20 protein-coding genes and 1 pseudogene are annotated in these 24328 nt (G+C 61.1%); 15 read left to right on the top strand and 6 right to left on the bottom strand.

The window, feature by feature from the left end:
* Position 1: 1 nt before the first annotated feature.
* The 3 genes from pncB to QQK16_RS17140 are packed head-to-tail and all read right to left on the bottom strand — an operon-like array spanning position 2 to position 3081.
* On the bottom strand, positions 2–1207 hold the full coding sequence (gene pncB / locus QQK16_RS17150) for a nicotinate phosphoribosyltransferase (RefSeq protein WP_284197915.1): 1206 nt from the start codon (positions 1205–1207) through the stop codon (positions 2–4).
* Positions 1208–1266: 59 nt separating this feature from the next.
* Positions 1267–1860, bottom strand: coding sequence for a 2OG-Fe(II) oxygenase (locus tag QQK16_RS17145; RefSeq protein WP_284197703.1), 594 nt, complete (start codon positions 1858–1860; stop codon positions 1267–1269).
* Positions 1861–1911: 51 nt separating this feature from the next.
* Positions 1912–3081, bottom strand: a complete 1170-nt coding sequence (locus QQK16_RS17140; RefSeq protein WP_284197702.1) for a hypothetical protein — start codon at positions 3079–3081, stop codon at positions 1912–1914.
* Between the two features lie 205 nt (positions 3082–3286).
* On the opposite strand from QQK16_RS17140, the gene QQK16_RS17135 reads away from it, so the two are divergent.
* From QQK16_RS17135 to QQK16_RS17120, 4 genes are read left to right on the top strand one after another with little or no spacing between them, the layout of a single operon-like run.
* Positions 3287–3946 carry an NUDIX hydrolase gene (locus tag QQK16_RS17135; protein WP_284197701.1) on the top strand — a complete coding sequence of 220 codons (660 nt, stop codon included), beginning with the start codon at positions 3287–3289 and terminating at the stop codon, positions 3944–3946.
* A 9-nt stretch (positions 3947–3955) separates the two neighbouring features.
* Positions 3956–4912, top strand: a complete 957-nt coding sequence (locus tag QQK16_RS17130; RefSeq protein WP_284197700.1) for an ADP-ribosylglycohydrolase family protein — start codon at positions 3956–3958, stop codon at positions 4910–4912.
* Entirely contained in the window at positions 4909–5514 is a 606-nt protein-coding gene (gene pnuC, locus QQK16_RS17125; RefSeq protein WP_284197699.1) for a nicotinamide riboside transporter PnuC, read from the top strand. The genes QQK16_RS17130 and pnuC overlap by 4 nt, the downstream gene beginning before the upstream one ends.
* Complete coding sequence (locus tag QQK16_RS17120) at positions 5514–6566, top strand: AAA family ATPase (RefSeq protein ID WP_284197698.1); 1053 nt, start codon at positions 5514–5516, stop codon at positions 6564–6566. Before pnuC ends, QQK16_RS17120 begins: the two co-directional genes overlap by 1 nt.
* On the opposite strand, the gene metG is transcribed toward QQK16_RS17120, so the two are convergent.
* The 3 genes from metG to rtcR form a co-directional block, all read right to left on the bottom strand.
* A complete protein-coding gene (metG, locus tag QQK16_RS17115) occupies positions 6546–8075 on the bottom strand; it encodes a methionine--tRNA ligase (RefSeq protein WP_284197697.1) in 1530 nt (509 codons plus the stop codon). The two genes, QQK16_RS17120 and metG, sit on opposite strands and share 21 nt — an antisense overlap.
* Positions 8076–8303: 228 nt before the next feature.
* Positions 8304–9188: a hypothetical protein gene (locus tag QQK16_RS17110; RefSeq protein WP_284197696.1), complete on the bottom strand. Its 885-nt coding sequence runs from the start codon at positions 9186–9188 to the stop codon at positions 8304–8306.
* Positions 9189–9290: 102 nt separating this feature from the next.
* Positions 9291–10883, bottom strand: a complete 1593-nt coding sequence (gene rtcR, locus QQK16_RS17105; protein ID WP_284197695.1) for an RNA repair transcriptional activator RtcR — start codon at positions 10881–10883, stop codon at positions 9291–9293.
* A 202-nt stretch (positions 10884–11085) separates the two neighbouring features.
* Here rtcR and QQK16_RS17100 point away from each other — a divergent pair, with 202 nt between their 5' ends.
* From QQK16_RS17100 to QQK16_RS17050, 11 genes and pseudogenes are all read left to right on the top strand, one after another.
* The gene (locus QQK16_RS17100; protein WP_284197694.1) at positions 11086–12636 is read left to right on the top strand and encodes a vWA domain-containing protein; all 1551 of its coding nucleotides are present in this window, start codon (positions 11086–11088) and stop codon (positions 12634–12636) included.
* Between the two features lie 831 nt (positions 12637–13467).
* Positions 13468–13899, top strand: a complete 432-nt coding sequence (locus QQK16_RS17095) for a hypothetical protein (protein WP_284197693.1) — start codon at positions 13468–13470, stop codon at positions 13897–13899.
* An 11-nt stretch (positions 13900–13910) separates the two neighbouring features.
* Entirely contained in the window at positions 13911–14258 is a 348-nt protein-coding gene (locus QQK16_RS17090; protein ID WP_284197692.1) for a zinc-ribbon domain containing protein, read from the top strand.
* A 91-nt stretch (positions 14259–14349) separates the two neighbouring features.
* A complete protein-coding gene (locus QQK16_RS17085) occupies positions 14350–15561 on the top strand; it encodes an RtcB family protein (protein ID WP_284197691.1) in 1212 nt (403 codons plus the stop codon).
* A 71-nt stretch (positions 15562–15632) separates the two neighbouring features.
* Positions 15633–16424, top strand: coding sequence for a nucleotidyltransferase domain-containing protein (locus QQK16_RS17080; protein ID WP_284197690.1), 792 nt, complete (start codon positions 15633–15635; stop codon positions 16422–16424).
* Positions 16425–16798: 374 nt separating this feature from the next.
* Entirely contained in the window at positions 16799–18085 is a 1287-nt protein-coding gene (locus QQK16_RS17075) for a hypothetical protein (protein WP_284197689.1), read from the top strand.
* Positions 18086–18233: 148 nt separating this feature from the next.
* Positions 18234–19274: an RNA 3'-terminal phosphate cyclase gene (rtcA, locus tag QQK16_RS17070; protein ID WP_308447070.1), complete on the top strand. Its 1041-nt coding sequence runs from the start codon at positions 18234–18236 to the stop codon at positions 19272–19274.
* A gap of 270 nt (positions 19275–19544) precedes the next feature.
* Positions 19545–20270 (top strand): annotated as a pseudogene (locus tag QQK16_RS17065) (YoaK family protein); the annotation flags it as partial.
* A 118-nt stretch (positions 20271–20388) separates the two neighbouring features.
* Complete coding sequence (locus QQK16_RS17060; protein WP_284197687.1) at positions 20389–21714, top strand: SWIM zinc finger family protein; 1326 nt, start codon at positions 20389–20391, stop codon at positions 21712–21714.
* Positions 21711–23222 carry a DUF5691 domain-containing protein gene (locus tag QQK16_RS17055; RefSeq protein ID WP_284197686.1) on the top strand — a complete coding sequence of 504 codons (1512 nt, stop codon included), beginning with the start codon at positions 21711–21713 and terminating at the stop codon, positions 23220–23222. The genes QQK16_RS17060 and QQK16_RS17055 overlap by 4 nt, the downstream gene beginning before the upstream one ends.
* Positions 23219–24322, top strand: a complete 1104-nt coding sequence (locus QQK16_RS17050; RefSeq protein WP_308447069.1) for an ATP-binding protein — start codon at positions 23219–23221, stop codon at positions 24320–24322. Before QQK16_RS17055 ends, QQK16_RS17050 begins: the two co-directional genes overlap by 4 nt.
* Positions 24323–24328 lie beyond the last annotated feature (6 nt).

Below are 24328 nucleotides of genomic sequence, written 5' to 3'. Positions count from 1 at the left end.
TCTACTCCTTGGTGATCTGAAAGACATCGCGCAGATAGTTGAGGAAGTTCAGGTCCTCGCACATGCCCTTGCCTAGGCTGTCGCTGACCTTGGCGACGGGCTGGCCGTTGCATTGCACCAGCTTCATCACAATCTGCAGCGGTACCTGGCCACAGTCGTTGGATAGATCGGTACCTATGCCAAAGCCGGTGCGGGCGCGGTCGGCAAAGCGGCGGTACAGGGCGAAGGATTTCTCCAGGTTGAGCCCGTCGCTGAATACCAGCATCTTGCTGCTGGGGTCGATGCGCATTTCGCTGTAATGGGCCAAGGCTTTCTCACCCCACTCGAATGGGTCGCCCGAATCGTGGCGCAGGCCGTCGAACAGCTTGCAGAAATACAGGTCGAAATCGCGCAGGAAGGCATCCATGCCCACCACATCGGTCAGGGCGATGCCCAGGTCGCCACGGTATTCCCGCACCCAGTGTTCCAGCGCGTTCTTTTGGAAATCGCGCAGGCGCGAGCCAAAAGACTGGAAGGCCTGCAGGTACTCGTGCGCCATGGTGCCTATGGGGGTAAGACCGTAGCGCTTGGCCAGCAATACATTGCTGGTTCCGCGCATAAAGGGCTCACCTTCGCGGGCCAGGGTGGCGACCACCCGCTCATGCCACTCACGCGAGTAGCGGCGACGGGTGCCGAAATCGAAAAACACAAAGGGGGTGCGCCGTGCCGGTTCGCCGGCAAACGCGCGCAGCTGGGCCAGCTTGGCCGCCAGCCTTTGCTCGCCCTCGGCCCAGGCGGGCTCCCATGGGAACTGGCGGAAATACACTTCGTTGACGATAGCCAGGACGTAGATCTCATACAGCATGCAATGCAGCATGGGGCCTTTGACCCGTATGGCCAGCTCGTGCGGCTGTGCAGCCGGAACGCTGACCTCGATGAACCGGCGCTGCAGCTGAAACAGGCGCAGGAAATCGACAAAGTCCGACTTGATGAAGCGAAGGCCGGCCAGATACGCCAGCTCGTCTTCGCTGAAGCGCAGGCTGCACAGGTGGTCCAGCTGGGCGTTGACTTCGTCCAGCAGGCCCGCCAGCGGCAGGGTGGGCAGGTTGCGGCACTTGAAAGCGTACTCGGCCTGGGTCTCAGGCTGGTGATGCAGTATCTCCTGCATCATGGTGAACTTGTAGAGATCGGTATCCAGCAGACTCTGGATGACGGGCTCGGTTGGCATACGGGCCATGGTGGTGTCCTTGCGGGGTGGTTGGGATGTCCCGCTCGATAGTTATAGGGTCAAGCCTGCGACGGTGCCGTGTTACCAGCCTCTCCCAGTGCCCAGCCGTCGCGCAGGCGGTACATCACATCGGTGCGCAGGACATACTTGGTACCAGCGCTTGTTTCGTTGCCTTGATGCACTATGCGATGTGGAAAAACCAGTGCCATGCCTTGTTGGGGTGCAATGGTCAGCGCCTTGAATTCGGTGTTGCCACCGTCAAAGTCGTCGTTCAGGTAGATCATGAAGGTCAGCATGCTTTCCTCCTCTACATCGCGCCGGTAGCTACCATCCTTGTGCCATCTGAAATACTCCGACGGGCCATAGCGATAGAAACGCATGCGCTCATTAAAGCCCTGCAGTCGCCAACCCAGTATCTCGGCCGGTAGCGTGGTGCGGGCGCGCTCGAACAGATGGGCGGCCATGGCGGGGTCGTCGAAGATGACACGCTGGTTGTTGCGTATCTCTTTCATGAGGCGCGAGCCGGTATGAAGGCTGACCTCGGATTCCTCGTAACCCATGTGTTCGCCCATGGCGATGTAATGCGCGCATTCGCTGGGACTGAGATAGTTGGCGATGGTGAAGACGCCCTTACCGTAAGATGTGATAGTCATGGTCTGATATTCGTACCGGATTCAAGCGAGTAGGTGGGCGTGCTTGCGTATCTAGTTGAACTCGGCGATGACTTCGATGCTGCCGACGATGTTGTCGTTCAGTGCTTCCAGCTCTTCAGCAGGCACCCACCATTCGGTGTGGTGTGCCGCGCCGACGCATTGAACTGGATAGCGATCCATGAATGTCTTGCGCACGACGAATCGCGTGACATAGCCGCTGCCAGAAGCTTTGACGTTCCAGTCTGCTGCAATCTCGGATGCGTACTCCGCATTGGTAACGGGATAGAAGATGGGCTGCTCGGGTAAGCGGGCGGGCCAGCGCGTGTTGCCACTGGCACGCACCAGGGCAAGCTCTTGCGGGCCAGTGGGGCGATACAGCACGACGGTGGCGTCGGCGGATTCCAGCCCCATCTGGCTGGGTAGTCTGTCAACCGTCATGGTTCGCATGCCCATGGCGCTCATTTCCTCGACAAAGTGCCTACCCAAGGACTCAAACCCACTTACCGGGCTGGCACAGTCGGTCAGCAGCATCAGCTTGCCGATATGGCCGGGGCCTAGTTGCTCGGCCAGGTCGCGGACCGTGCTGGCGACGCAGTGCGAGAGTGCCTCGCCGGCGATCAGGATGGTGTCGGCCTGGCGTAGCCGGGCCAGCAGCGCCTGGTTGACCAGGGTGTCTGGGTCGGCGTCGTCGGGCACTTCGGCCTGGATGGCGGAGTAGTGCTCGGTGGTCGGGTTGATGCCCTTGGTCACGTAGTTCACGGTGCGCAGCTGCGTGCGTCCCCACTGCAACAGGGCCGCGAACAGGGTGGCTTCCACATTGTGGCCCCAGCTACCCAGCAGGCAATGCTCGGGCCAGATGATGAGCTGATAGCGGCCGCGTTCGGCCAATGTCTGGACATAGGCCAGGCTGCGTGCGGCCTGGCTGGCATCGCGTGCCTGCCAGCGGCCCTGGCGCACATCGTCGACACTGATGACGGTAAATGGAGCAGGCGATGCGCCCGCTGCATCCTGCCACCAGCCGGGGTGGGCGATATCCAGCGGGTTGTGGGTATCCAGGGTGACATGGATGGCATCGAGCTGCTGGCCGATGCGGGCGACCAGGCCGGCCAGCCTTTGCATGTCGGCCTGGGCGCCCGGCACCGGCAGGGCGGCGCCGGGGATATCGCAGAAGTCGTTCTGCGGATCAATGATCAGGAGTTGTGTCTTGCCCAGGGTATTCATGCTGCCATCCTTCGCTGTTGGCGGTTGGGTTGAGACTATTCTGGCAAACATATTCTCATATTGCAACTAACAAAATTACCAAGCAGCTTGGACATACAAAGATTTCTGCCTATGTGTCCTAAATAATGCAAATCATCAGCCGTGTTGGTGTCGGCTTGCACTCTGTTTTGTTAGTGGTAATATGAAAATAACAAACGAGGTGGCCATGGAGCAGAACATTATTGTCAGTGTGGATGTGGTGCTGTTCACGCTGAGCGAAGGACAACTCAAGATCGTATTGCTGCGGCGCGAGCGCGACCCCTATGCCGGGCAACTGGCCCTGCCTGGGGGGTATATCCATGCGGACAAGGATCGCGACAGCCTGGCATCGGCAGAGCGGGTGTTATTGAATAAGACGGGGCTGGTATCGCCCTATCTGGAGCAGTTGTATACCTTCAGCGGCGGGGTGCGCGATCCCCGAGGCTGGTCGTTGAGCGTGGCCTACTATGCATTGGTGCATGAGAGTCTGCTGGTGCCCGATGCTGAGCTGCGTTTCGAGCTATGGCCGGTGGCGGCGGTGCCGGACTTGCCTTTCGACCATAACCGTATAGTCGACCATGCGGCCAAGCGCTTGCGGGATAAGTCCACCTATACGTCCTTGCCCTGCCACCTGCTGCCCGAGCTGTTTACCCTGACTGAGCTGCAGCAGACCTATGAGCACATCCTGGGGGTGGCGCTGGACAAGAGCGTCTTCAGGCGCAAGCTGCCTGAGCTGGATTTTCTGGAGGCGGTGCCCGATGCCATCCGCCAGGGTAAGCACAGGCCGGCGCAGCTTTACCGGCTGCGACCCGACCGGCGGTTGACCATATTCGACAAGACGGTTTGAGGGCCTGTTATGAACAAGACTCCCCAACGAGGTGGTGTGATGACAGAACAAGAGCGTTACCGTGGCTGCCTGCTGGGCCTGGCCTGTGGCGATGCGGTGGGTACGACCGAGGAATTCAGCGTGCGCGGCAGTTTTGCGCCGATTACCGACATGGTCGGGGGCGGGCCGTTCAAGCTGCCGGCTGGTGCCTGGACTGATGATTGCGCCATGGCGCTTTGCCTGGCGCAAAGCCTGCTGTACTGCCAGGGCTTCAATGCGGCCGACCAGATGAACCGCTATACCAATTGGGCTGACCATGGCTATATGAGTAGCACGGGTAGCTGCTTTGATATCGGCATGACGGTGGCGCGGGCGTTGGAGCGTTATCGCAAGACGGGCGACCCCTATGCTGGCGATACCGACCCGCACACTGCGGGCAATGGCTCGCTGATGCGGCTGGCACCGATACCGATGTTCTATGGCAATAGTCTGGCGCGTACGGTGCACTATGCAGGTGAGAGCGCCCGTACCACTCATGGCGCCGAAGAGGCCATTGCCTGTACCAGGCTGTTTGCCACCCAGCTGCATCTGGCGCTCATGGGTGCAGGCAAGCAGCAGATCGTGCTGGAGCACGGCTTTCATACTGGCGTGCCCATGGTGGCTGCGCTGGCGGCAGGGGGCTGGCAGCGCAAGGGCGAGCGCGATATCCGCGGCAGCGGCTATGTGGTCGAATCGCTGGAGGCGGCGTTGTGGTGCTTCTGGCATACCGACAGCTACGAAGCGGCGGTCTTGAAGGCGGCCAATCTCGGCGATGATGCCGATACCACGGCGGCCATCTGCGGTCAGCTGGCAGGTGCCCACTACGGTGTGGCAGGTATACCGCCGAACTGGCTGGCCAAGTTGGTGATGCACGACGATATCGTACAACTGGCTGACCGTTTGCTGGCCGAGCGTGAGCCGGCCGCCCCTTTGGGAGCCCAGCCATGATGCCCTCCTATCTTGAGATTGCTGCGGCGCTGACGACGGCGCTGGCCATCTGGCTGGCTGCGCGCAACAACCCGCATACCTGGTCTACCGGCATCGTGGCCTGCGTGCTGTATGGCGTGGTGTTCTTCCAGGCCAAGCTGTATGCCGATGTGACCCTGCAGGTGTTCTTTGTCATCACCAGCCTGGTGGGCTGGTGGCAATGGCTGCACGGCAAGGCGGGCACCACGCTGCCCATCAGCCGCACACCGGGCCTAAGCCTGGTGCTGTATGTCGTAGGGGCCATTGTGGTGGCGGTGGGCTATGGTGCCATACTGCATTACTACACCGATGCCTATGCGCCGTTTGTAGATTCGCTGGTGCTGACTTTCAGTGTGCTGGGGCAGTTCCTGCTGATGTCGCGGCGGCTGGAGTGCTGGTACGCCTGGCTGATTGTCAACACCCTGTCGGTGCCGCTGTATTTCTCGCGCGAGCTGTACCTGACCGGTGGCTTGTATCTGATCTGCTGGTTCAATGCCTGGTATGGCATGTACCGCTGGCGGCGGGAATTTGCCGCCCAGTCCAAGCCGGCGGCTACCTTGCTGGTGCATGGTGCAGGTGCCTGATGGACAAGCGTTTCCGGGCCGGCCTGGTGGTCGGCAAGTTCTCGCCGCTGCACCAGGGGCATGTGTTCCTGATCAAGACCGCACTGGAGCAATGCCAGCAGGTCTACCTCATCAGCTACTCCCTGCCTGAGCTGCCCGGTTGCGGCGCCGAGTTGCGCGAGCGCTGGCTGGCTGATGCGTTTCCACAGGCGCATAGGCTGGTGGTGACACCGGCCCGGGTGGCAGCCTGGCAGGCCGAGGGCCGTGCTCTGACAGACTTGCCGGATAATGCCGCACCTGATGCCGCGCATCGGCATTTTGTGGGCCAGCTTTGCCTGGCTGTGCTGGAAACCACGGTGGACGCGGTGTTTACCAGCGAGGATTACGGCGATGGCTTCGCCGCGGTACTGAGCCAGGATTTCGCCGCAGTGGATGCGGGGCCGGTGCAGCATGTGCAGGTGGACAGGGCCCGCTTGACCGTACCGATATCGGCTACCCGCCTGCGTGCCGACATCCATGGCCTGCGCGGCTACCTGGCCCCTGGTGTCTATGCCGATTTTGCCCGACGGATCTGCCTGCTGGGAGGGGAATCCACCGGCAAGAGCACGCTGGCGGTGGCGCTGGCAGCCGCCCTGGATACCGTCAGCGTGGCCGAGTACGGCCGCGAGTTGTGGGAGCGCCAGCAGGGCCAGTTGGCCTACCCCGATCTGCTGGACATAGGCCGCGAGCAGGTGCAGCGGGAGAGGCTGGCGGCTGAGTCGGCGCGGCACTACCTGATCTGCGATACCTCGCCGCTGACCACGCTGTTCTACTGCCAGCACCTGTTTGGCCGGGCCGAGCCTGAACTGCAGGCACTGGCCGAGCGGCCCTATGACCTGACCCTGCTGTGTGCACCGGATTTCCCTTTTGTGCAGGATGGCACGCGCCAGGGCGTGGCGTTTCAGGCCATGCAGCATGCCTGGTACCAGGCTGAGCTGGCGGCACGAGGCATTGCCTACAGCCTGGTGCAAGGCAGCGTGGCCGAGCGGGTGACCCGCACGACCAGGCTGCTGTCAGACCGCTTTGGGAAATAACAACAGGGGCATCACCGTACTGCCGGCCTGCAGGCCTTCACCCCAGGGTTGATTCCAGCCACAGGCGCCTGTCAGGCCCAGATGCTGGCGTAGTGTCAGCATCTTGGTGGGCATCACCGGGGCCAGCAGATCGGCCACCACGCGCAGGCCTTCCAGCAGGGTGTAGAGCACCGTATCGAGCCTGGCGGCTTGATCGGCCTGTTTGGCCAGTTCCCAGGGCCGGGTCTGGGCGATGTACTGGTTAAGCTGCCGGACGAACACCATCACCAGCTCGCAGGCCTGCGCCAGCCGCATGGCCTCGACTGCCTGCAGCACTTCTGCCGGCAGTGCCTGCGCGCGGGTGACCAGCGCTTGCTCCAGCTCGCCAGTGCTGCTGGGGGCGGGTGCGCGGCCGTCGCGATACTGCTGCACCATGGCAATGCTGCGGGCGGCCAGATTGCCCAGATCGTTCGCCAGGTCGTGATTGCGGCGCTGTATCAGCACCTGCTCGCTGATGACCCCGTCCAGGCCAAAGCTGACCTCGCGTACCAGGGTGTAGCGCAATATGTCCACGCCATGTCGGCGGGCGGCATCAAGTGGGTCTACCCCATTGCCCAGCGATTTGCTCATCTTGCGTCCATCGCTGCCCAGCAGGTGCCCCGAGACATGGAGCCGCTGGTAGGGTGTGAGGCCTATGGCCCGGCACATGCTCAGCCAGAACAGGGTGTGGGTGCGCAGGATGTCCTTGCCAATCACATGGCGGGCCTCGGGCCAATAGCGGGCATAGGCTGCTTCGCCAGGGTAGCCCAGTGCCGAGACATAGCTCAGCAGGGCGTCGAACCAGACATAGGTCACCTGGCTGGCGTCCCAGGGTATGGGTATGCCCCAGGCCAGCCGGCTAGCTGGGCGCGATATGCTCAGGTCGCCTATGGGCTCGTTCAGTAGTTCCAGTATTTCATTGCGGTACTGCGGCGGCTGGATAAGCTCGGGATGATCTGTCAGGTATTGGCGTATCCCGTCGCGGTGCTGTTCCATCCTGAAAAAATAATTGGTCTCGCGGCGGTGTTGCGGAGGATCCTTGTCTTCGGGCAATTTGCCCTCGACCAGCTCTTTTTCGGTGACATAGCGTTCCTGGCCTATCGAATAGAGACCCTCGTACTCTGCCTGGTAGATATCGCCGGCCTCGTACAGGCGTTGCAGTACCAGGCTGACCACCTGCTTGTGCGCGGGTGCTGTGGTGCGCACCAGTTGGTCGGGCTGCACATCGAGCAAGGCCCAGGCTTGCTGGAACAGGCTGGCGTTGTGGTCAACAAAGGCCTGGATGTCCTGGCCGGCTGCTGCGGCAGCCTTGGCGATCTTCTCGCCATGTTCATCAGTGCCGCTCAGCATATACACGTCCATGCCTGCAGCCCGGTAGTAACGTGCCATCACGTCGGCATGGATGCTGGCGTAGGCGTGGCCCATATGGGGCTTGTCGTTGACGTAGTAGATGGGGGTGGTGATGTAGCGTACCAGCCTGGCTGTCTGCATGTCGTGCTCCAGAAAAAACAAAAGGGACGCATCAGCGTCCCTTGTGGTGAAAAGCTATACCTCAACGCCTGGTGAGTGAGTCATCCAGGGGCATGCGCATCGAGTGGCGGATCAGGTTGATCAGGGGCTGCATGGTCGGGTTTCTTTGGGTTGGTGTAGGGTGATTGGGCCCGTAAGTGGCGCGGACCGAAATCATCGTATCAGAGAAACTGTCCGGGTCGCCAGCGATCAGGGGGTCTGGCCGACATAGTCGCTGCCAAAGAACTCGCGCAGCATGAAGGCCTCCAGCTCTGCGCTATGTTGCGGCCGGGCCGACAGCACCACGGTGCGTCCCAGTCGATGGGATTCCCAGTTGAAATTGCCCTGGTAGTGTCGACGTATCACTTCGATCATCCGCCGTATGATGGCCAGTTCCAGGTCGCCGCCGCGTTCGACCTCGACTTCTATCAGCTCGCGTCGGCCGCTGCTGTAGCTGCCTTGCCAGCCACGGAAGGCAAACTGGGCGGTGCGGCTGCCCTTGTTGACGATGGTGAAGATGCCATTGGTGCCTGGCATCTGCAGATTGCGGCGTATGGTGGCGTCACGCAGGGCTTCGGCTGACGGTGGCGGGGCCTCTGCTTCAGGCTCGGGGGCGATGCCCAGCGCCTCGTCGATGGCGCGGCGTTTCTCGCGCTGCGCCCTGACATAGTCTTCCATGTCCACCGCCTGCGGTGCAGCTTGCACGGGCGGGGGGGCGGGTTCGGGCTGGGGCATGGCCAAGCGCTTGGGGGGCGGTGGCGGCGTCATGGGTGGCGGTGGCTCGGCGGGTTTTTCCTTTTGCGGCTTAGGTTCATCCTCTGCTTTGGCAGGCGTCGGCAAGTTGGTGCTGCTATTGGCGCTGCGGTCGGGCAGCAGGCGCAACACCAGGGGCAGGGTACTCATCTGCCCCTCGGGGCTGACCAGCACCTGCATATTGGCGCGTGTCAGCGCATACAGCATCAGGATGTGGACCAGCGCGGTCAAGCCTATGGCCAAGACCGTGCGCCGCTTGATTGAAAGCTCGACGTCCGTGCTCTGCCAGTGTGGCCATTGCCGGCTCAGGGTGGGCAGGGCGATTGCGGGTGTGCTGCTCATGGGCTGACGGGTAGGTGGCTATCTGAAACCGGATTGGCCTTGCTGGCACGGCCGGCTTTGTGAGTGGTTTTGATCCACTTAGTTTCGCACACCGCCGTTCAATCAAGTGTGAGCAGATTGTATCTGTCGCCAATCCAACCCAAATCGGGCCAGGTATTTGCGCAGACGGTCGGCATCGTTGCTGCTGGCTTTCTCCAGCCGCGAAGCGCCAAACAGGCGACGGCCGGCATCAGATAGCGAGCTGGCCTGGCGGCAGATGCGCAGCACGCTCTCTAGTTGCAGCTTGTCGAACAGGTCCAGCTGGTTTGCCGCTTCACCCAGCAGTGTATCGAGTTCGGAGGTGCTGGTGTCCTGCCAGCCCTGCCGCAGTCGGGTGGTTTCCTCTTCCACCTCGGCCACGCTGATGCGGCCGGCTTCAGCCAGGGTGGCCAGACGGGTGATGGAGGCAGACAACTCGCGGAAATTGCCGCTCCAGCGGGCGTCGGCCGACGTGGCGAACTTCAGGTAGGCGCGCCGTGCTTCGACATTGAAGCGTACCTGTTCGCCCTGTTCGCGAGCGTAGCGGGCCAGTTCGAACTCCAGGTTGGGCTCGATATCCTCAGGTCGTTCAGCCAGGCCGGGCAGGGTGTAGGTCCACAGATTGATACGGGCGTACAGGTCTTCGCGAAAGCGGCCTTCTGCCACCCACTGGCGCAAGTCGCGCACTGTGCCGGCAATCAGCTGGAAGTCGCTTTCCACTTCGCGGTCGCCACCCAGGGGGAAGAAGCGCTTCTCCTCGATGGCCTTGAGCAGCATGGCCTGCTCATCGAGGCCCAGTTCGCCGATTTCGTCCAGAAACAGCAAGCCGCCGTCGGCACTGCGCAGCAGGCCGGCGCGCTCGGTCTGTGCGCCGGTGAAGGCGCCCTTGACGTGGCCAAACAGCGCTGACATGGCGCTATCGCCGCGCAGGGTGGCGCAATTGACTTCCACAAACCGGCCAGCCAGTTGATGGCGGCTGCGGCGCATCTCGTACACCCGCCGGGCCAGGAAGGATTTACCGGCGCCGGTGGGGCCGCAGAACAGCATGGGTGCCTTGGAGCGCACGGCTACCCGTTCTATCTGCTCGATCATGCGATTGAAGCGGGTGTTGCGCGTGGCAATGCCAGATTTGAGGAAAGAGACGGATTCGTCGCGCTCCTGGGCAAAGCGGGTGGCGATCTTGTCGTAGCGCGAGAGGTCGAGGTCTATCAGGGTGTAGCTGCCGGCTACATCCTCGCCTTCGCGCTTTTTGGGGGGCGAGGTTTGCAGCAGGCGGGCGGGCAGGTAGCGCGACTCGGCCAGCAGGAACCAGCATATCTGGGCGACGTGGGTGCCGGTGGTGATATGGACCAGGTAGTCCTCGTTCTCGGTGTCGACAGTGTAGCCATGGACGTAGTCATGTAGTGCGCCATAGACCTCCTCGAAATCCCAGGGGTTTTGCAGGTTGACCTCGACACTGACGACCTCGGTGCCGGGGGAGATGGTGGCGACATCGTTGCGTATGCGCTCGAACAGCCCACGGCTGCGACTATCGTGCAGCAGCTCCAGCCTGTGCACCAGGAGATCGGGCTGCTGGCACAGGCCTACGGTGGGCCGCCATTTCTCCCAGCGTTGACTGCCACGCCCGGCGTAGTCCAGTACGGTGCCGATAAAGCCCATCACCACAGTCTTGCGCATGTCTTATACCAATCGATAAATCAGTATCTAATACTATCAAGTTTTCTGATTTCTGGTTGGCTTGGTATGGATTGCTGGCATGCTGGTTTTGTTTTTATTTTTAATAAAAACAATGACTTGTTGGAGATTTCAATGTCGTTGAACAAGGCTGGCACGCTGGTTGCAATAACTTAGGCATACAACGACGAAAGCGAGATGCCAAATGGCCAACCAGCAACTGTTCAATACCTTGCTCGCCCCATTGCCCACCAGCAACGCAGTGAACCAGGCACAAGCCCCGGCATATGCCTATACCCCCAAGCATAAGCTGGCCCAGCTGGCCATGACGGGCTGCCTGAACCAGACCTACTACGCCGATGCACAGGCACAACTGGCCGATGTGCTGGCGCTGGTGCAGGAACTGGATGCGGACTATGTCGCCAAGACGGCGGTGTATTGCCGCGAACGCGGCCTGATGAAGGATATGCCGGCGCTGCTGACTGCCCTGCTGGCAGCCCAGCGCGCCCCCCAATTGCCAGCCGTGTTCGCTCGGGTGATCAATAACGGCAAGATGCTGCGCAACTTTGTACAGATACTGCGTAGCGGTGTGACGGGTCGCAAATCGCTGGGTAGCCGGCCCAAGAAGCTGGTGCAGGCCTGGTTGAATACGGCCAGCGAGCAGCAACTGTTACAGGCTGCCGTGGGCAATGCGCCGTCACTGGCCGATGTGGTGAAGATGGTGCACCCCAAGCCTGCAGAAGCATGGCGCGAAGCCTTCTTTGCCTGGTTGATAGGTAAGCCTTATCAGGCAGACAAGCTGCCGCCGGCTACCCGTAGCCTGCTGGCCTACCGTGCAGGTGAGTTGACTGAGTTGCCAACCGTGCCCTTCCAGCTCTTGAGCAACGAGGCATTGACTGCGGCGGAATGGGCGGTGCTGGCGCAGCGTATGGGTTGGCAAGCCCTGCGCATGAACTTGAACACCCTGGCCCGCCAGGGGGCGTTTGCCCTGCCTGGTGTGCCCGAGCAGGTGGCAGCGCGGCTGGCAGACCCGGCCGCTGTGGCCAAGGCACGGGTATACCCCTACCAGTTGCTCGCTGCTTACCGTATGGCGGGTGACGATGTGCCGGCCGTGGTACGCAATGCCTTGCAGGACGCACTGGATCTCTCGCTGGTGAATGTGCCCAAGCTGGAGGGGCAGGTGGTGATCTGCCCGGATGTATCCGGCTCCATGTCCAGCCCGGTAACCGGGGTGCGCCAGGGGGCAAGTACCAAGGTACGCTGCATCGATGTTGCTGCACTGGTATCAGCAGCCATCCTGCGAACTCATCCGGATGCCCGTGTACTGCCGTTTGAGGTGAAGGTGGTGGAACTGGCGCTGAATCCCCGCGATTCGGTCATGACCAATGCCCAGAAGCTGGCGGCAATCGGTGGTGGCGGGACGGCGTGCTCGGCGCCGCTGGCCAAGCTGGTGGCAGAAGGCGCCAAGGTCGATGTGGTGATCCTGGTATCGGATAACGAATCCTGGGTCGATGCATCGCGCCGTGGTGCTACCGAGACCATGAAGCAATGGACACTGCTGAAGCAGCGTAACCCGCAGGCCAGGCTGGTGTGTATTGATCTGCAGCCCTACGGAACGACCCAGGCTGTAGAGCGTGCCGACATCCTGAATGTAGGGGGATTTGGCGATGCCGTGTTTGATGTGATGGCCCAGTTCGCGGCCGGCAGTTTTGGTGCGGGACACTGGGTTGAGGCAATCGAGGCAACTGCCTTGTAAGCGGCTGGATGCAGCCGGCAGGTTCAATCGGCCACGCAGGGATGCCTTGGGAGGCGGTGCCTCCACTCGGTTCCTTGCCCTGCGGGGCCGGCCAATTTGGGTATGCATTGAAATAACTGAGGAATCATTTGCAGCATAGGTAGTAGTAAGGATTTCGGTCGGTCAGGAATGCCGGTCGGGACTACATCTATTGGTTGATATCCCTTCGGGGGTACGGGTTCAAATCCCGGAGGCGAGTAACCGCCGGGTCTCGCCAAACTTGTCCTGACTGACCGAAGGTACGAATGCGGGTGGGTGTACATCTGGATATTAGCCGGTTCAAACCCGGCCCACGCGCAAGCGTGTGATCACTCACCGATCTTGTCGTACCTGATTTTTTATGGCGAATGCCGGCGGAACTACACCCTATCACGGTCGAGGTCGTGGGTTCGATTCCCACCCGTGCCTGTAACAGGGCTCGGTAGCTCAGTGGTCAGAGCACGAAAGACGTTTCGCCAATGTTGTCGCCAGCTTTATTGCATGCCTTGGGGCAAATGCAGGTCGGGAGTACATCCACCTGACTGCGGGCTTGATACCCCGCGCCGGCCATGCCGGTTTGTCGCTCTGGCCTATCTTGTTGCCCTGAGACATGCACCCTTTATGCGGCGAATGCCGATGGAACTACATTTAATGACCGTGTCGCGAGTTCGATGCTCGCCAGTGCCAGCGTATCGGCCCTGTAGCTCAGTTGGTAGAGCAGGATGTTTCATCAATATTGTCGCCGCCCTTTTCACCACGCTTCCAGATACCCCGTCAGGCGGGTTTTCTGGTGCCAGAGACAGGACGGGAATCATGGAAGCAACGCTGTACGAAACATGGCGCCTCACGCTGCGGCATCTTGCGCCAGAGCATGCCCGCCGCTGGCTATACCTGCTGGCCCATGATGCCAAGCGCTGGCAGAAGGTCAGCCCCATGATGGTATGGCCCAGCCGCGATGTGGCGTGCATGTTCCCGGATGACCTGGTGAATCGCTTGCAGGCGATGCTGGCCTCGCCCATGGCGGCACGGGATGTGGTGGTGCTGAACAGCCACGCTGGCGAGTGCTATCGCGCCAGGCTTGATACGGTGCTGCAGCTTGTCGCCATGCCGGGCAAGGCAGGACAGCACGATGTACGGTTGGCATTGGTGGAAGGATTCATCTGCATCGTGCCGGGAAAGTTGGTCCTGCTCTGTAACCATGAGGGCGGTGTGGCCTTGTGGGAAAACAGGAATCAGGCAGCTTGAGGTGTATGGAAATGCAAAGCGGAAAACAGAAACGCGCCGCCATCATGGCCCGGCGCGATGCAAGGAAAACCAGGGCAGCTGCGCTGGCACTGGAGGCGGTTCCCAGGGTGCCGGTAAACCGCGCCAGACTGGCTCCCTGCAATAGCTACGGCGAGCCCCAGTTCGTGCATGACGGGTATTACCAGGATCGGCGCTTTATCTGCCGCGACTGCGGTGCGCGCCAGGTATGGACAGCAGAGCAGCAGCAATGGTGGTACGAGACAGCCAAGGGCTATGTGTACTCTACTGCCGTGCGCTGCCTGACCTGCAGGCGGGAGCGGCGCCTGGCCCATAGCGGCCAGATGCGTATAGGTATCTAGCGGGTGGCCAGTTGAGCGGCCCGCACAAGCAGGATGGGTTTGCGCCAGGCGCAAGCCCGATCAAGATCAAGCAAGGATGAAAGCAAGCAATATGAAGCACCAACTACTGGAAGTTGCCAACGGTAAGCCCATCAAGCTGTGGACCGAAGGGGTACCCGTGGAAGACGAAGCCCGCGAGCAGCTGAAGAACACGGCCAAGATGCCTTTTATCTACAAGCATCTGGCGGTGATGCCTGATGTACACCTGGGTAAGGGTTCCACCATTGGTAGCGTGATTCCCACCCTGGGCGCCATTATCCCTGCCGCGGTAGGAGTGGATATCGGCTGCGGCATGATGGCCGCCCGTACCACGCTGACGGCCGCTGACCTGCCCGATAACCTGGCCGGACTGCGTAGCGCCATTGAGGCCGCCGTGCCGCATGGTAAGACCATGGGTAAGCGCGATAAGGGCGCCTGGGATACCCCGCCCGAAACCGTGGATAGCATGTGGTCGGAACTGCACGGCGGGTTCAAGCGCATCACCGAGAAATACCCGGCGCTGGAGCGCACCAACAACCATAAGCACCTGGGAACGCTAGGTACCGGTAACCACTTTATCGAGGTTTGCCTTGATGAAGCCAACCGCGTCTGGTTCATGCTGCACTCGGGGTCGCGTGGTGTTGGTAATGCCATCGGTAACCTGTTCATCGAACTGGCACAGGCCGATATGCGTCAGCATATCGCCAACCTGCCACACCGTGACCTGGCTTACTTCGAGGAAGGTAGCCAGCACTTTGATGACTATGTGGAAGCCGTGGGTTGGGCGCAGGATTTTGCCCGCCGTAACCGCGCCGTGATGATGCAGAACGTGATTGCCGCCGCCCGCAAGGTGATCAGCAAACCATTTGCTGCCGATGTGGAAGCGGTGAACTGCCACCACAACTACGTGCAGAAGGAAACGCACTTCGGCAAGGAAGTGCTGGTAACCCGTAAGGGGGCAGTATCGGCACAGAAGGGGCAGCTGGGGATCATCCCGGGGTCCATGGGTGCCAAGAGCTTTATCGTGCGCGGGCTGGGTAACGAAGAATCGTTCTGCTCCTGTAGCCACGGTGCCGGACGAACCATGAGCCGTACCCAGGCCAAGAAGCGCTTTACCGTGGATGACCAGGTGCGCGCTACCGCCCACGTCGAATGCCGTAAGGATTCGGACGTGATTGATGAAATTCCGATGGCCTACAAGGACATCGATGCCGTGATGGCAGCGCAGTCCGAACTGGTGGAAGTGGTGCATACCCTGCGCCAGGTGGTGTGCGTGAAGGGATAAGCCCGGTGTGCCTTGGCCATCGCTGGCATCGCTGACTGCATGGCAAGGCCTAACCGAAAGATTGAAGTGTGATGAAACTGCTTTACGAACACCCGATAGCGCCGGCCATCCATGCCCGTGTGATGACAGAACTGCAGGCCATAGAGCAACGCCACGACGTGCGAGTACTGTTCGCCTGCGAGTCGGGCAGCCGTGGATGGGGTTTTGCCTCGCCCGATAGTGATTACGACGTGCGCTTTGTCTATGTGCACAAGCTGGACTGGTACCTGCAGGTCGAGCCCCAGCGCGATGTGATCGAGGTGCCCATCAGCGATGAACTCGATGTCTGTGGCTGGGAGTTGCGCAAGGCTTTGCAATTGCTGCGTCGCTCCAATCCTACCCTGTTCGAGTGGCTGGATTCGCCTGTGATCTACCGGGAGGAGGCGGCGCTGGCGGCACAACTGCGCGCACTGGCACCAGCGTTTTTCTCCGGGCTCAAGGGTCGCTATCACTACCTGGCCATGGCCAGGAAGAACTTCCGTGGCTATCTGCAGGGCGAGCAGGTACGCCTGAAGAAGTATCTATATGTGCTGCGGCCGCTGCTGGCGGCCCAGTGGATAGCATCCGGCCGCGGCATACCGCCCATGCGCTTTGCGGATTTGGCCGATGTGATGGTGACCGACCCTGCGCTACGTGCCGAGATCAACCAACTGCTGCTGATCAAGATGGCATCGGGCGAAGCTGAGTACGGCGCGCGTTTCCAGCTGATACACGACTTTATCGAGCATGGCCTGGCTGCCGAGGTGCCGCCTGCCGATTACAAGCGGCCAGCCGGGACGGATGCAGCGCTGGATGCCCTGCTGCGGCAGAGCTTGATGAGCTAGCGCCTGTTCACGATTTCTCACCCCAGGACGAAAAGATCGTGAACAGGCTCTACGGCGGTCTGGGGCAAGTCCGTGCCTGATGCCCAGGCGCCGTCAGCAAGCAAGATCAACGCAGTTGTGTTGATTGACTTACTGCCCCCACCGCCGCGTGGTGACTGGGGGCAGACTGGCCGGCAGCCATGGCCGGGTTGTTGACCGGTTGGCGTTTGAGCACGGATACACCCGTTTTTTCGGTAAGCTTCCCCCGCCTTGTGGTACTGGGGCGGGAGTTACAGTGAGAATCCTGCTTGTGATTGCGATGAAGTCGCTGCGGCAGAGTGGTTTCGCCGCACCCAATGTTTCGTAGCACCATATTAATTACCAGACTATTTGCCATGTCCAAGATGAATAACGAGTACGCCATCGCCTTGTCGCGCCATCGGGACGGCTTCAATCGTGAGGCAGCCCTGCGCTATCTCCAGCAGTGGCCCTGCGCTATTGCCTTGTCCCTTGTGCTGGAAAGGATGAATGACCATGTGCCTGAGATACGTAACCTCGCGCTTCAGATTTGCTGGGGCTATATCGACGCCGGTAAGGTGGCGGATATCCTGGCTTGTACCAAGCAGTGGATGGCATTGCGCCAGAAAACGCGGCTGAGTCATGAGCGCGTATTGAGCGCTATCGCAGATTTGCTCGCTGAACCAAAGAATAGGGCTGCTCTGATTGATGCATTCCATGCAGGACGTGGCCCGGCCGCAAGGCATTTGCTTGCTTGGGTGATGGGCAAGGAAGGTAATTGCATAGGTTTGCGTGAAGGACTGTCGCACTCGGATTTCACCGTCAGGCTTTGTAGCCTTGCTGCGATACCGCATACATCAGTTGATGCTGTGCTGGAGTTGGTCGTCTCCGCATTGCGCGATGAATCATCCGCAGTGCAAAAGCAGGCTTTGATTCTGGTGATGAAGAGCAATGCAGATGATGAGCAAAAGCGGATATGGCTACTTCCGCTCTTGTTTAGTGCATCACGCGGTGTGAGAGAAATGACCCGTTGGTATCTGGGGCAATTGTCGGTGGACGTAAGGTTGCAGTATCGAAATGCTCTGGACCAAGGCGTGTTTTCGGCGACCGAACTGGAGTCGCTGCTCTGTGAGGCCGAGAGAGATGGAATAGCTGAGGCCTTGCCATTGGCGCGGTTGCATGTGGGGCATTCCAGGGCACGCATACGGAAGGCCGCCTTGCAGCTATTAATCAAGCATGCGCCAGCTGAGCAAGAGGAATGGCTCAAATTGGTTTGGCGTGATGCTTCGCTAAAGCTCAAACGTTACTTCGTCGAGCAGATTGGGACACATATCCTGGTGACTGCAGAAGCAGGGTACGAGATGGCTATGGCTGCTTGGCAACGTGATGAGGATGGCTTGGCGTTGTCTCTGACCTGGAAGCTGGGTCTGTGGCGTAGCGTGGGCCTGATGCTTGAGTTGGCGCAGGATGAGCGAAAACAAGCTGTGGCTCTAGGTATTTTGCGTAGCTGGGATACACCAACTGGGTTGAAGTACGCCAATCCTTATGCGGCAGATAGAGAGTTTATCCGTCGTTTGCTGGGTAAGTCTGAGGTATTGGCGCTTGTAAAAACCATGCCATATCTGAGTCGTGACTTGCATCATTTCAAGATGTGGCCAGAGTAAGTGAATATTTTTTCCATATACAGGATGTTGTGCTGTTCTACTTGCCTAGGCCTGCTCCAAGGACAGATAGGGATACTCTGCACGTATGGCGTAGGGGTACCCGTTGAAATGGCAATGCTAGGTGTTTGTATGTGTATTTGAAGCAAAGATGAGCTGGATGAAAATGAAGCAGATGGATTGGATAGAACTCGACGGCGCCGAAGGTGAAGGCGGTGGGCAGGTGCTGCGTACAGCGTTGACCTTGTCCATGATTACCGGGATACCGTTCCGCATGGAGCGGATACGTGCCAAGCGCAGCAAGCCGGGGTTGTTGCGCCAGCATTTGACGGCCGTGCAGGCGGCCAAGGCGATTTCGGGCGCCAGCGTGGTGGGGGACGTGGTGGGCTCGGCCGAACTGAGCTTTGCGCCAGGTGCCATACGCGGTGGCGATTACCGCTTTGCCATAGGCACGGCCGGGAGCTGCACCCTGGTGTTGCAGACGGTGCTGCCGGCACTCTGGTTTGCCGATGGCGCCAGTACCGTGGCGGTGAGTGGTGGTACCCATAACCGGGCTGCGCCGCCTGCTGATTTCCTGACCGAAGTCTGGCAGCCATTGCTGGCGCGCATGGGGGCGCAGCAGGCGCTGGCCTTGCAGCGTCATGGCTTTTACCCGGCAGGCGGCGGCGAGATGACGGCCAGTGTGACACCCATCGCCAAGCTGCAGCCCATCAGCCTGATTGAGCGCGGCGCCTTGCAAGGCATGCTGGCCGAGGCCAGGGTGGCCGGCGTGCCGGGCCAGGTGGCGCGCCGAGAGGTGGAGCGGGTGAGCGGCCAGATCGCCTATGTGGATGGGCGGGTGCGTGAGTTGCCGGCCAAGGAGGGCCCAGGCAACGTGCTGCTGCTGACCGTGCGCCATGACAACCTGACCGAGCTGTTCAGCGGCTTTGGTGAAAAAGGCGTATCGGCAGAGGCGGTGGCAGACCAGGCGGCGCGCGAGGCGCGCCACTACCTGCAGAGCACGGCAGCCGTTGGCGAGTACCTGGCGGACCAATTGCTGCTGCCGATGGCACTGGCGGGCGGTGGTAGCTTTACTGCCGTTACGGCGTCGTCGCACCTGTTGACTAATATGGCCGTGATCGAGAAGTTCCTGCCGGTGGCATTCGAGCAAACTGCGCTGGCTGATGGGGGTGTGCAGGTATCTGTCAGCTAGGGATGCACGGATGCATCCGGTTACGCGATATTCATCCCTCCCTCCAACCGCGTTGGGTGCCGGTTTTTGCGTGTAACTGATTGATTGTTTGCTGTATTGCGCCGGCCGCTTCGTCTCTGCTGGTACATGAGGCTGGCGTAGGTCGGTGATGCCATGGTGGGATGCCTGGCAGATTTACTGCGCTCGCAATACGGCGTACACGTTTGGAATCTGAGGCTCTTAGAAGCTGAGGGTCAGCTAAACTTGTGAACTGACCCTGCCTCGACCGCCATGCCCATACACTACCTGCGCAAACTGACCAGCCGTGATCGCACCGATGCGGCCAACCGGCAACTGGGCTTGTCGCTCGCCCTGGTGGCGGGGGCCGCCAATGCGGGCGGGTTTCTGGCTGTGGGGCAGTACACCTCGCATATGTCGGGCATCGTCTCGGCCATGGCAGACGATATTGTGCTGAGCCGCTGGACGCTGGTGGGGGCCGGGTTAGGGGGCTTGCTGGCATTCCTGTCTGGTGCGGCGACGTCGGCCATACTGATCAACTGGGGGCGCCGGCGGCAGGCGCATAGCGAGTTTGCCCTACCCCTGGTGCTGGAAGCCGTCCTCCTGCTGGGGTTTGGCCTGATGGGGGCGGCCATGTCGCGTCATGCTGTGGTGCTGGTGCCGGCCACCGTGGCCTTGCTCTGCTACATCATGGGTTTGCAGAATGCCATGATCACCAAGATATCGCGGGCCGAGATACGTACCACCCATGTTACAGGCCTGGTGACCGACATAGGCATCGAGTTAGGGCGATTGTGTTACTGGAACCAGGCCGGGCATCTGCCGCCGGTGACGGCCAACCGCGAGCGCCTGCAATTGCTGTCGGCCTTGCTAGGGATGTTCTTCCTGGGCGGGTTGTTGGGAGCCTGGGGGTTCAATAGCCTGGGCTTTGTGGCGTCGGTGCCGTTGGCTGGCTTGCTCTTGCTGCTGGCTGCCGTACCCGTATGGGACGATCTGCGTCACTGAACACGCCTGGTGAGCACAAGTCATCGCGGCGTGTTGGCTTGCCGCAGGGCATTGCCCATGCGGTAGCGCGATTGTGCTAATTTCCGCGTTTTTCCTCGCCATCCTCCCCCTCATGCAATTGACTGAACAACAGGTGCTGGCATTGGCGCCTGATGCGGGCTCTGCCAGCAATGGCAAGAAGCTTGCGCAAGCCAAGAACTGGCCCTTGCTGGGCCGTAGCCAGCGCGCCCTCTGGGGTGAGTGCCAGGGTAGTGGCGCCAAACCGTACCAGGTGCGGCTGGACATGGCCGACTTCGCAAGCAAATGCTCCTGCCCCAGTTTCAAGTTTCCGTGCAAGCACGCGCTGGGCTTGCTGGTGCTGACTGCCAACCAGCCGCAACTGGTGGCAGACGGTAGCGAGCCTGCCTGGGTGGCCGAGTGGCTGGACAAGCGATCTGATACGGCGGCCAGGAAGGAAGCCAAGGCAGCAGCCAAGGCAGAAGCACCGATCGATGAGGCCGCCCAGCAGAAGCGAGCAGAGAAACGCGATGGCCGTGCTCGCGACGGGATGGCGGCCTTGCAGGTATGGCTGGAAGACCTGGTGCGCAATGGTCTGGCCCGCCTGCCGGCCGAGGGTGCAGCACTGTGGGAGCAGCAGGCTGCCCGCATGGTGGATGCCCAATTGCCCGGCCTGGCCAACCGCTTGCAGGCCCTGGCCGACCTGCCCGGCAGCCGGCCGGATTGGCCCGAGAAACTGCTGGCCGAACTGGGACGCATGGCGCTGGCGCTGCGTGCCTATGAAGGGCTGGCAAGCTTGACGCCGGCGCTGCAGCAGACCCTTCTGCAATACCTGGGTTACCCGGTGCGCGAGGAGGAGGTGCTGGCGCATGGGGATACGCAGCAGGACGAGTGGCAGATCTTGGGCCAAGTGGCGGAAGACGCTGAGCGGGTGCGGGTGCAGCGCACCTGGGTGCAGGGGCGGCACAGTGGCCGGCGTGGCTTACTGCTGCAGTTTGCGGTCGGCAACCAGGCTTTTGCGGCCACCTGGATGCCGGGCACCGCCTTTGAGGCCGAGCTGGCATTCTGGCCCGGCCAGGGCCTACGCGCCATGCTCAAAGGGGTGGCGCAGCCGGCGGCCTTGCCCACGGCCTTGTGGCAGGCAGAATCCATACCCCAGCTATTGCTGCGGGCAGCCCAGGCGCTGGCGACCAACCCTTGGCACGAACGCCTGCCCGCCGTATTGACCGCAGTCACACCCGTACAGCAGGGCGAGCATTGGTGCCTGGTGGACCAGCAGGGCCAGGCGCTGCCATTGCATCCGCCAGCGCCCTGGCTGTGGCTGGCCTTGGCTGGCGGCCAGGCATATGACCTTGCCGTGGAGTGGGATGGCGAAGCAGCACGAGCGCTGGGCCTGCAGATGGATGGGCGCTACCACGCGCTGACGGGAGCCTTGCGATGAATGAACTGACCCGGCTTGCCCTGGTGGGTACGGCCAACCTGCCGATGGACGTGGCCTCCAATGATGCCGTAACAGCGCTGCTGCCAGCTGGCAGCCGCGAGCAAAGGCTGCTCTGGCAGGCTGGTGGCGAGGCCGTGATGGCCACGGCGGGCTACAAGCCTGCGCGCGCTCCCCTGCCACGACAGGCGCCGCTGGACGCGCAGCCGGTACTACCGGCAGTACTGTGGTCGTCGCTCAGCAGTCTGCTGGACAAGACCCAGCACGAGTTGGCCCCGTGGGTGGTGCAGCGTATGCAGCAGACTGGTTACCGCCTGCCGGAAGCCCTGTTGCCGGCTGTGCTGTCGCAGGCAAAGCAGCGCCAGCTGTGGTGGCCAGTAATAGGCGAGCGAGGCCGCTGGCTGGCGGCGCACAACCCGGATTGGGCTGCGCCCGATGTGCTGGAACTGGACACACTGGGCGATGCCGCATTGCTGCGGCTGTGGGAGGAGGGCGATCTCAAGTTGCGCTGCCAGGTGCTGGCCGAGCAGCGTCGGCGCGACCCCGTTGCTGCCCGCAGCCTGCTGCTGGCAGCGCTGCCCAAGGAGAAGGCCGATGCCAGGCTGGCGTTGATACAAGCCTTGGAGCAGGGCTTGAGTCTGGATGACGCCGATACGCTGGAAAACCTGTTGGCGGATAAGAGCGCCACGGTGCGCCAGGGTATAGGGGAATTGCTGTCGCGGCTGCCGGACAGCGCCTACTGTGAGCGGCAGTGGCAGCGCATAGCGCCCTATATGCAATGGGTGCCTGTGGATGGCGGACAGGGCGAAACGGTGTTGCAGGTGTCGTTGCCGCCTGAATTTGACAAGGCATGGGAGCGTGATGGCCTAAAGGAAACCGAGCTGCTCAAGGCGAAACGCAGCTGGTGGTTGACGCAGCTGCTGATGCGGGTGCCGCCGTCGCGCTGGTGCCAGCAGGCCGGTCTGCCGGTAGCCGCATTACTGCCGCAGATTGAAGCGCATGAATGGGGAAGTGAGCTGCTGTGTAGCCTGATGGAGGCAGCACTGCGATTCAAGGATGCCGAGTGGGCCGAGCTTCTGCTGTTCCAGGACCGGCGAAAAATGTACCCCTTGTTCATGCAATGGCACGAACGCCTGGTGGCAGTCATTCCGACTGAACGCCTTGATGAACTGTTGCCTGTGCTCAATGGAACGCAGGGGCTGAACGATATCGTGGCCGTGTGGCGGCAACGGGCTGTGCCCATGACGCCGGCTCGCCTGAACCAGGTGCTTGATGTCTTCGTTGAGACGGAGGCGCGCTCTGGCCTGGAGTACCGCTTGTCCATGTTCGACTGGATGGCGCTCTCCTCCGAGGATGCCTCAATGCCAGCGTTGCTGGCCTACTGCCAGCATCTGCAGCAAAAAGGGTTGGAAGGGACTACCTCCTTCCACCCATACCATCTCGAGCAGCTGGACCGTATTGTCCTGCTGCTGCAAGCCAAACAGACCTTTATCAAGGAGATGCCGCTATGAACGCACCTGCGTCCAATAGCCTGAATGCCGTGCTGCGCCAGCACGCCGAGCAACAGTTTGCCGAGGAGCTGGCCGAGCTGGCCAGCCAGGACAAGAAACCGCGCCCAGGCAATTGGCTGCTGTCGCCCTGGGCGGTCAAGACCTACCTGCTGGGGGGTACGCTGGAGAATGGCTTCCAGGTCAGCCCCAAGTACATCGGCAGTCCACGGTTGATCGAGATTGCCGTCGCCACCCTGGCAACCGACCGTGCGTTATTGCTTTATGGTGTTCCGGGTACGGCCAAGAGCTGGGTATCGGAGCATCTGGCGGCGGCCATCAGTGGTGATTCCAGTCTGCTGATACAAGGTACGGCAGGCACAGATGAGTCGGCACTGCGTTATGGCTGGAACTACGCCCGCCTGTTGGCCGAAGGCCCGTCGGAAGGTGCGATGGTAGCCAGCCCCATGCTTAAGGCCATGCGTGACGGCAAGCTGGCGCGACTGGAGGAAATGACACGGGTGCCCAGCGAAGTGCAGGACACCCTGATTACCCTGTTGTCGGAAAAAACCTTGCCCGTGCCTGAGCTAGGTATTGAGGTACAGGCACGCCGTGGCTTCAATGTGATCGCCACCGCCAATAACCGCGACAAGGGAGTGAACGAAATGTCCTCGGCCTTGATGCGGCGTTTCAATACCGTGATCTTACCGACCCCGGAGACCTTTGACGAAGAGGTGGCCATCGTCAGCCGCCGGGTAGCCGAATTGGGACGCGCACTGGAGCTGCCTGCGGAAAAGCCGGCGCTGGAGGAGGTGCGCCGGGTGGTTGCGGTGTTCCGCGAGCTACGCAGCGGCCTGACCGAGGATGGCAAGACCAAGCTGAAGTCGCCCAGCGGCAGTCTCTCGACTGCCGAAGCGATCTCGGTACTGGGCCATGGCATGGCGGTGGCAGGCTATTACAGCGACGGCGTATTGCGAGCCGCTGATCTGGCAGCCAGCCTGACGGGGGCCATCGTCAAGGACCCGGTACAGGACAAGCTGGTCTGGCTGGAGTACCTCAAAACAGTGGCGCGCGAGCGCGATGGCTGGAAGGATCTCTACCGCGCCTGTATGGACGTGGTGTAGGGGTAG

The sequence above is a fragment of the Chitinimonas prasina genome, from assembly GCF_030160395.1.
GTDB classification, from domain to species: domain Bacteria; phylum Pseudomonadota; class Gammaproteobacteria; order Burkholderiales; family Chitinimonadaceae; genus Chitinimonas; species Chitinimonas prasina.
The sequence above is the reverse complement of the archived record's forward strand: the minus strand, read 5'-3'. Positions and strand labels throughout refer to the sequence as shown.

What these genes read in the sequence shown, in the direction of transcription:
- QQK16_RS17075 (WP_284197689.1), top strand. Translation starts at nt 16,799, where the DNA reads ATGTCCAAGATGAATAACGAGTACGCCATCGCCTTGTCGCGCCATCGG.
- QQK16_RS17085 (WP_284197691.1), top strand. Translation starts at nt 14,350, where the DNA reads ATGAAGCACCAACTACTGGAAGTTGCCAACGGTAAGCCCATCAAGCTG.
- metG (WP_284197697.1), bottom strand. Translation starts at nt 8,075, where the DNA reads ATGCAGACAGCCAGGCTGGTACGCTACATCACCACCCCCATCTACTAC.
- QQK16_RS17080 (WP_284197690.1), top strand. Translation starts at nt 15,633, where the DNA reads ATGAAACTGCTTTACGAACACCCGATAGCGCCGGCCATCCATGCCCGT.
- pncB (WP_284197915.1), bottom strand. Translation starts at nt 1,207, where the DNA reads ATGCCAACCGAGCCCGTCATCCAGAGTCTGCTGGATACCGATCTCTAC.
- QQK16_RS17140 (WP_284197702.1), bottom strand. Translation starts at nt 3,081, where the DNA reads ATGAATACCCTGGGCAAGACACAACTCCTGATCATTGATCCGCAGAAC.
- QQK16_RS17095 (WP_284197693.1), top strand. Translation starts at nt 13,468, where the DNA reads ATGGAAGCAACGCTGTACGAAACATGGCGCCTCACGCTGCGGCATCTT.
- QQK16_RS17110 (WP_284197696.1), bottom strand. Translation starts at nt 9,188, where the DNA reads ATGAGCAGCACACCCGCAATCGCCCTGCCCACCCTGAGCCGGCAATGG.
- QQK16_RS17060 (WP_284197687.1), top strand. Translation starts at nt 20,389, where the DNA reads ATGCAATTGACTGAACAACAGGTGCTGGCATTGGCGCCTGATGCGGGC.
- QQK16_RS17130 (WP_284197700.1), top strand. Translation starts at nt 3,956, where the DNA reads ATGAACAAGACTCCCCAACGAGGTGGTGTGATGACAGAACAAGAGCGT.
- QQK16_RS17145 (WP_284197703.1), bottom strand. Translation starts at nt 1,860, where the DNA reads ATGACTATCACATCTTACGGTAAGGGCGTCTTCACCATCGCCAACTAT.
- QQK16_RS17100 (WP_284197694.1), top strand. Translation starts at nt 11,086, where the DNA reads ATGGCCAACCAGCAACTGTTCAATACCTTGCTCGCCCCATTGCCCACC.
- QQK16_RS17120 (WP_284197698.1), top strand. Translation starts at nt 5,514, where the DNA reads ATGGACAAGCGTTTCCGGGCCGGCCTGGTGGTCGGCAAGTTCTCGCCG.
- QQK16_RS17135 (WP_284197701.1), top strand. Translation starts at nt 3,287, where the DNA reads ATGGAGCAGAACATTATTGTCAGTGTGGATGTGGTGCTGTTCACGCTG.
- pnuC (WP_284197699.1), top strand. Translation starts at nt 4,909, where the DNA reads ATGATGCCCTCCTATCTTGAGATTGCTGCGGCGCTGACGACGGCGCTG.
- QQK16_RS17090 (WP_284197692.1), top strand. Translation starts at nt 13,911, where the DNA reads ATGCAAAGCGGAAAACAGAAACGCGCCGCCATCATGGCCCGGCGCGAT.
- rtcA (WP_308447070.1), top strand. Translation starts at nt 18,234, where the DNA reads ATGAGCTGGATGAAAATGAAGCAGATGGATTGGATAGAACTCGACGGC.
- QQK16_RS17055 (WP_284197686.1), top strand. Translation starts at nt 21,711, where the DNA reads ATGAATGAACTGACCCGGCTTGCCCTGGTGGGTACGGCCAACCTGCCG.
- rtcR (WP_284197695.1), bottom strand. Translation starts at nt 10,883, where the DNA reads ATGCGCAAGACTGTGGTGATGGGCTTTATCGGCACCGTACTGGACTAC.
- QQK16_RS17050 (WP_308447069.1), top strand. Translation starts at nt 23,219, where the DNA reads ATGAACGCACCTGCGTCCAATAGCCTGAATGCCGTGCTGCGCCAGCAC.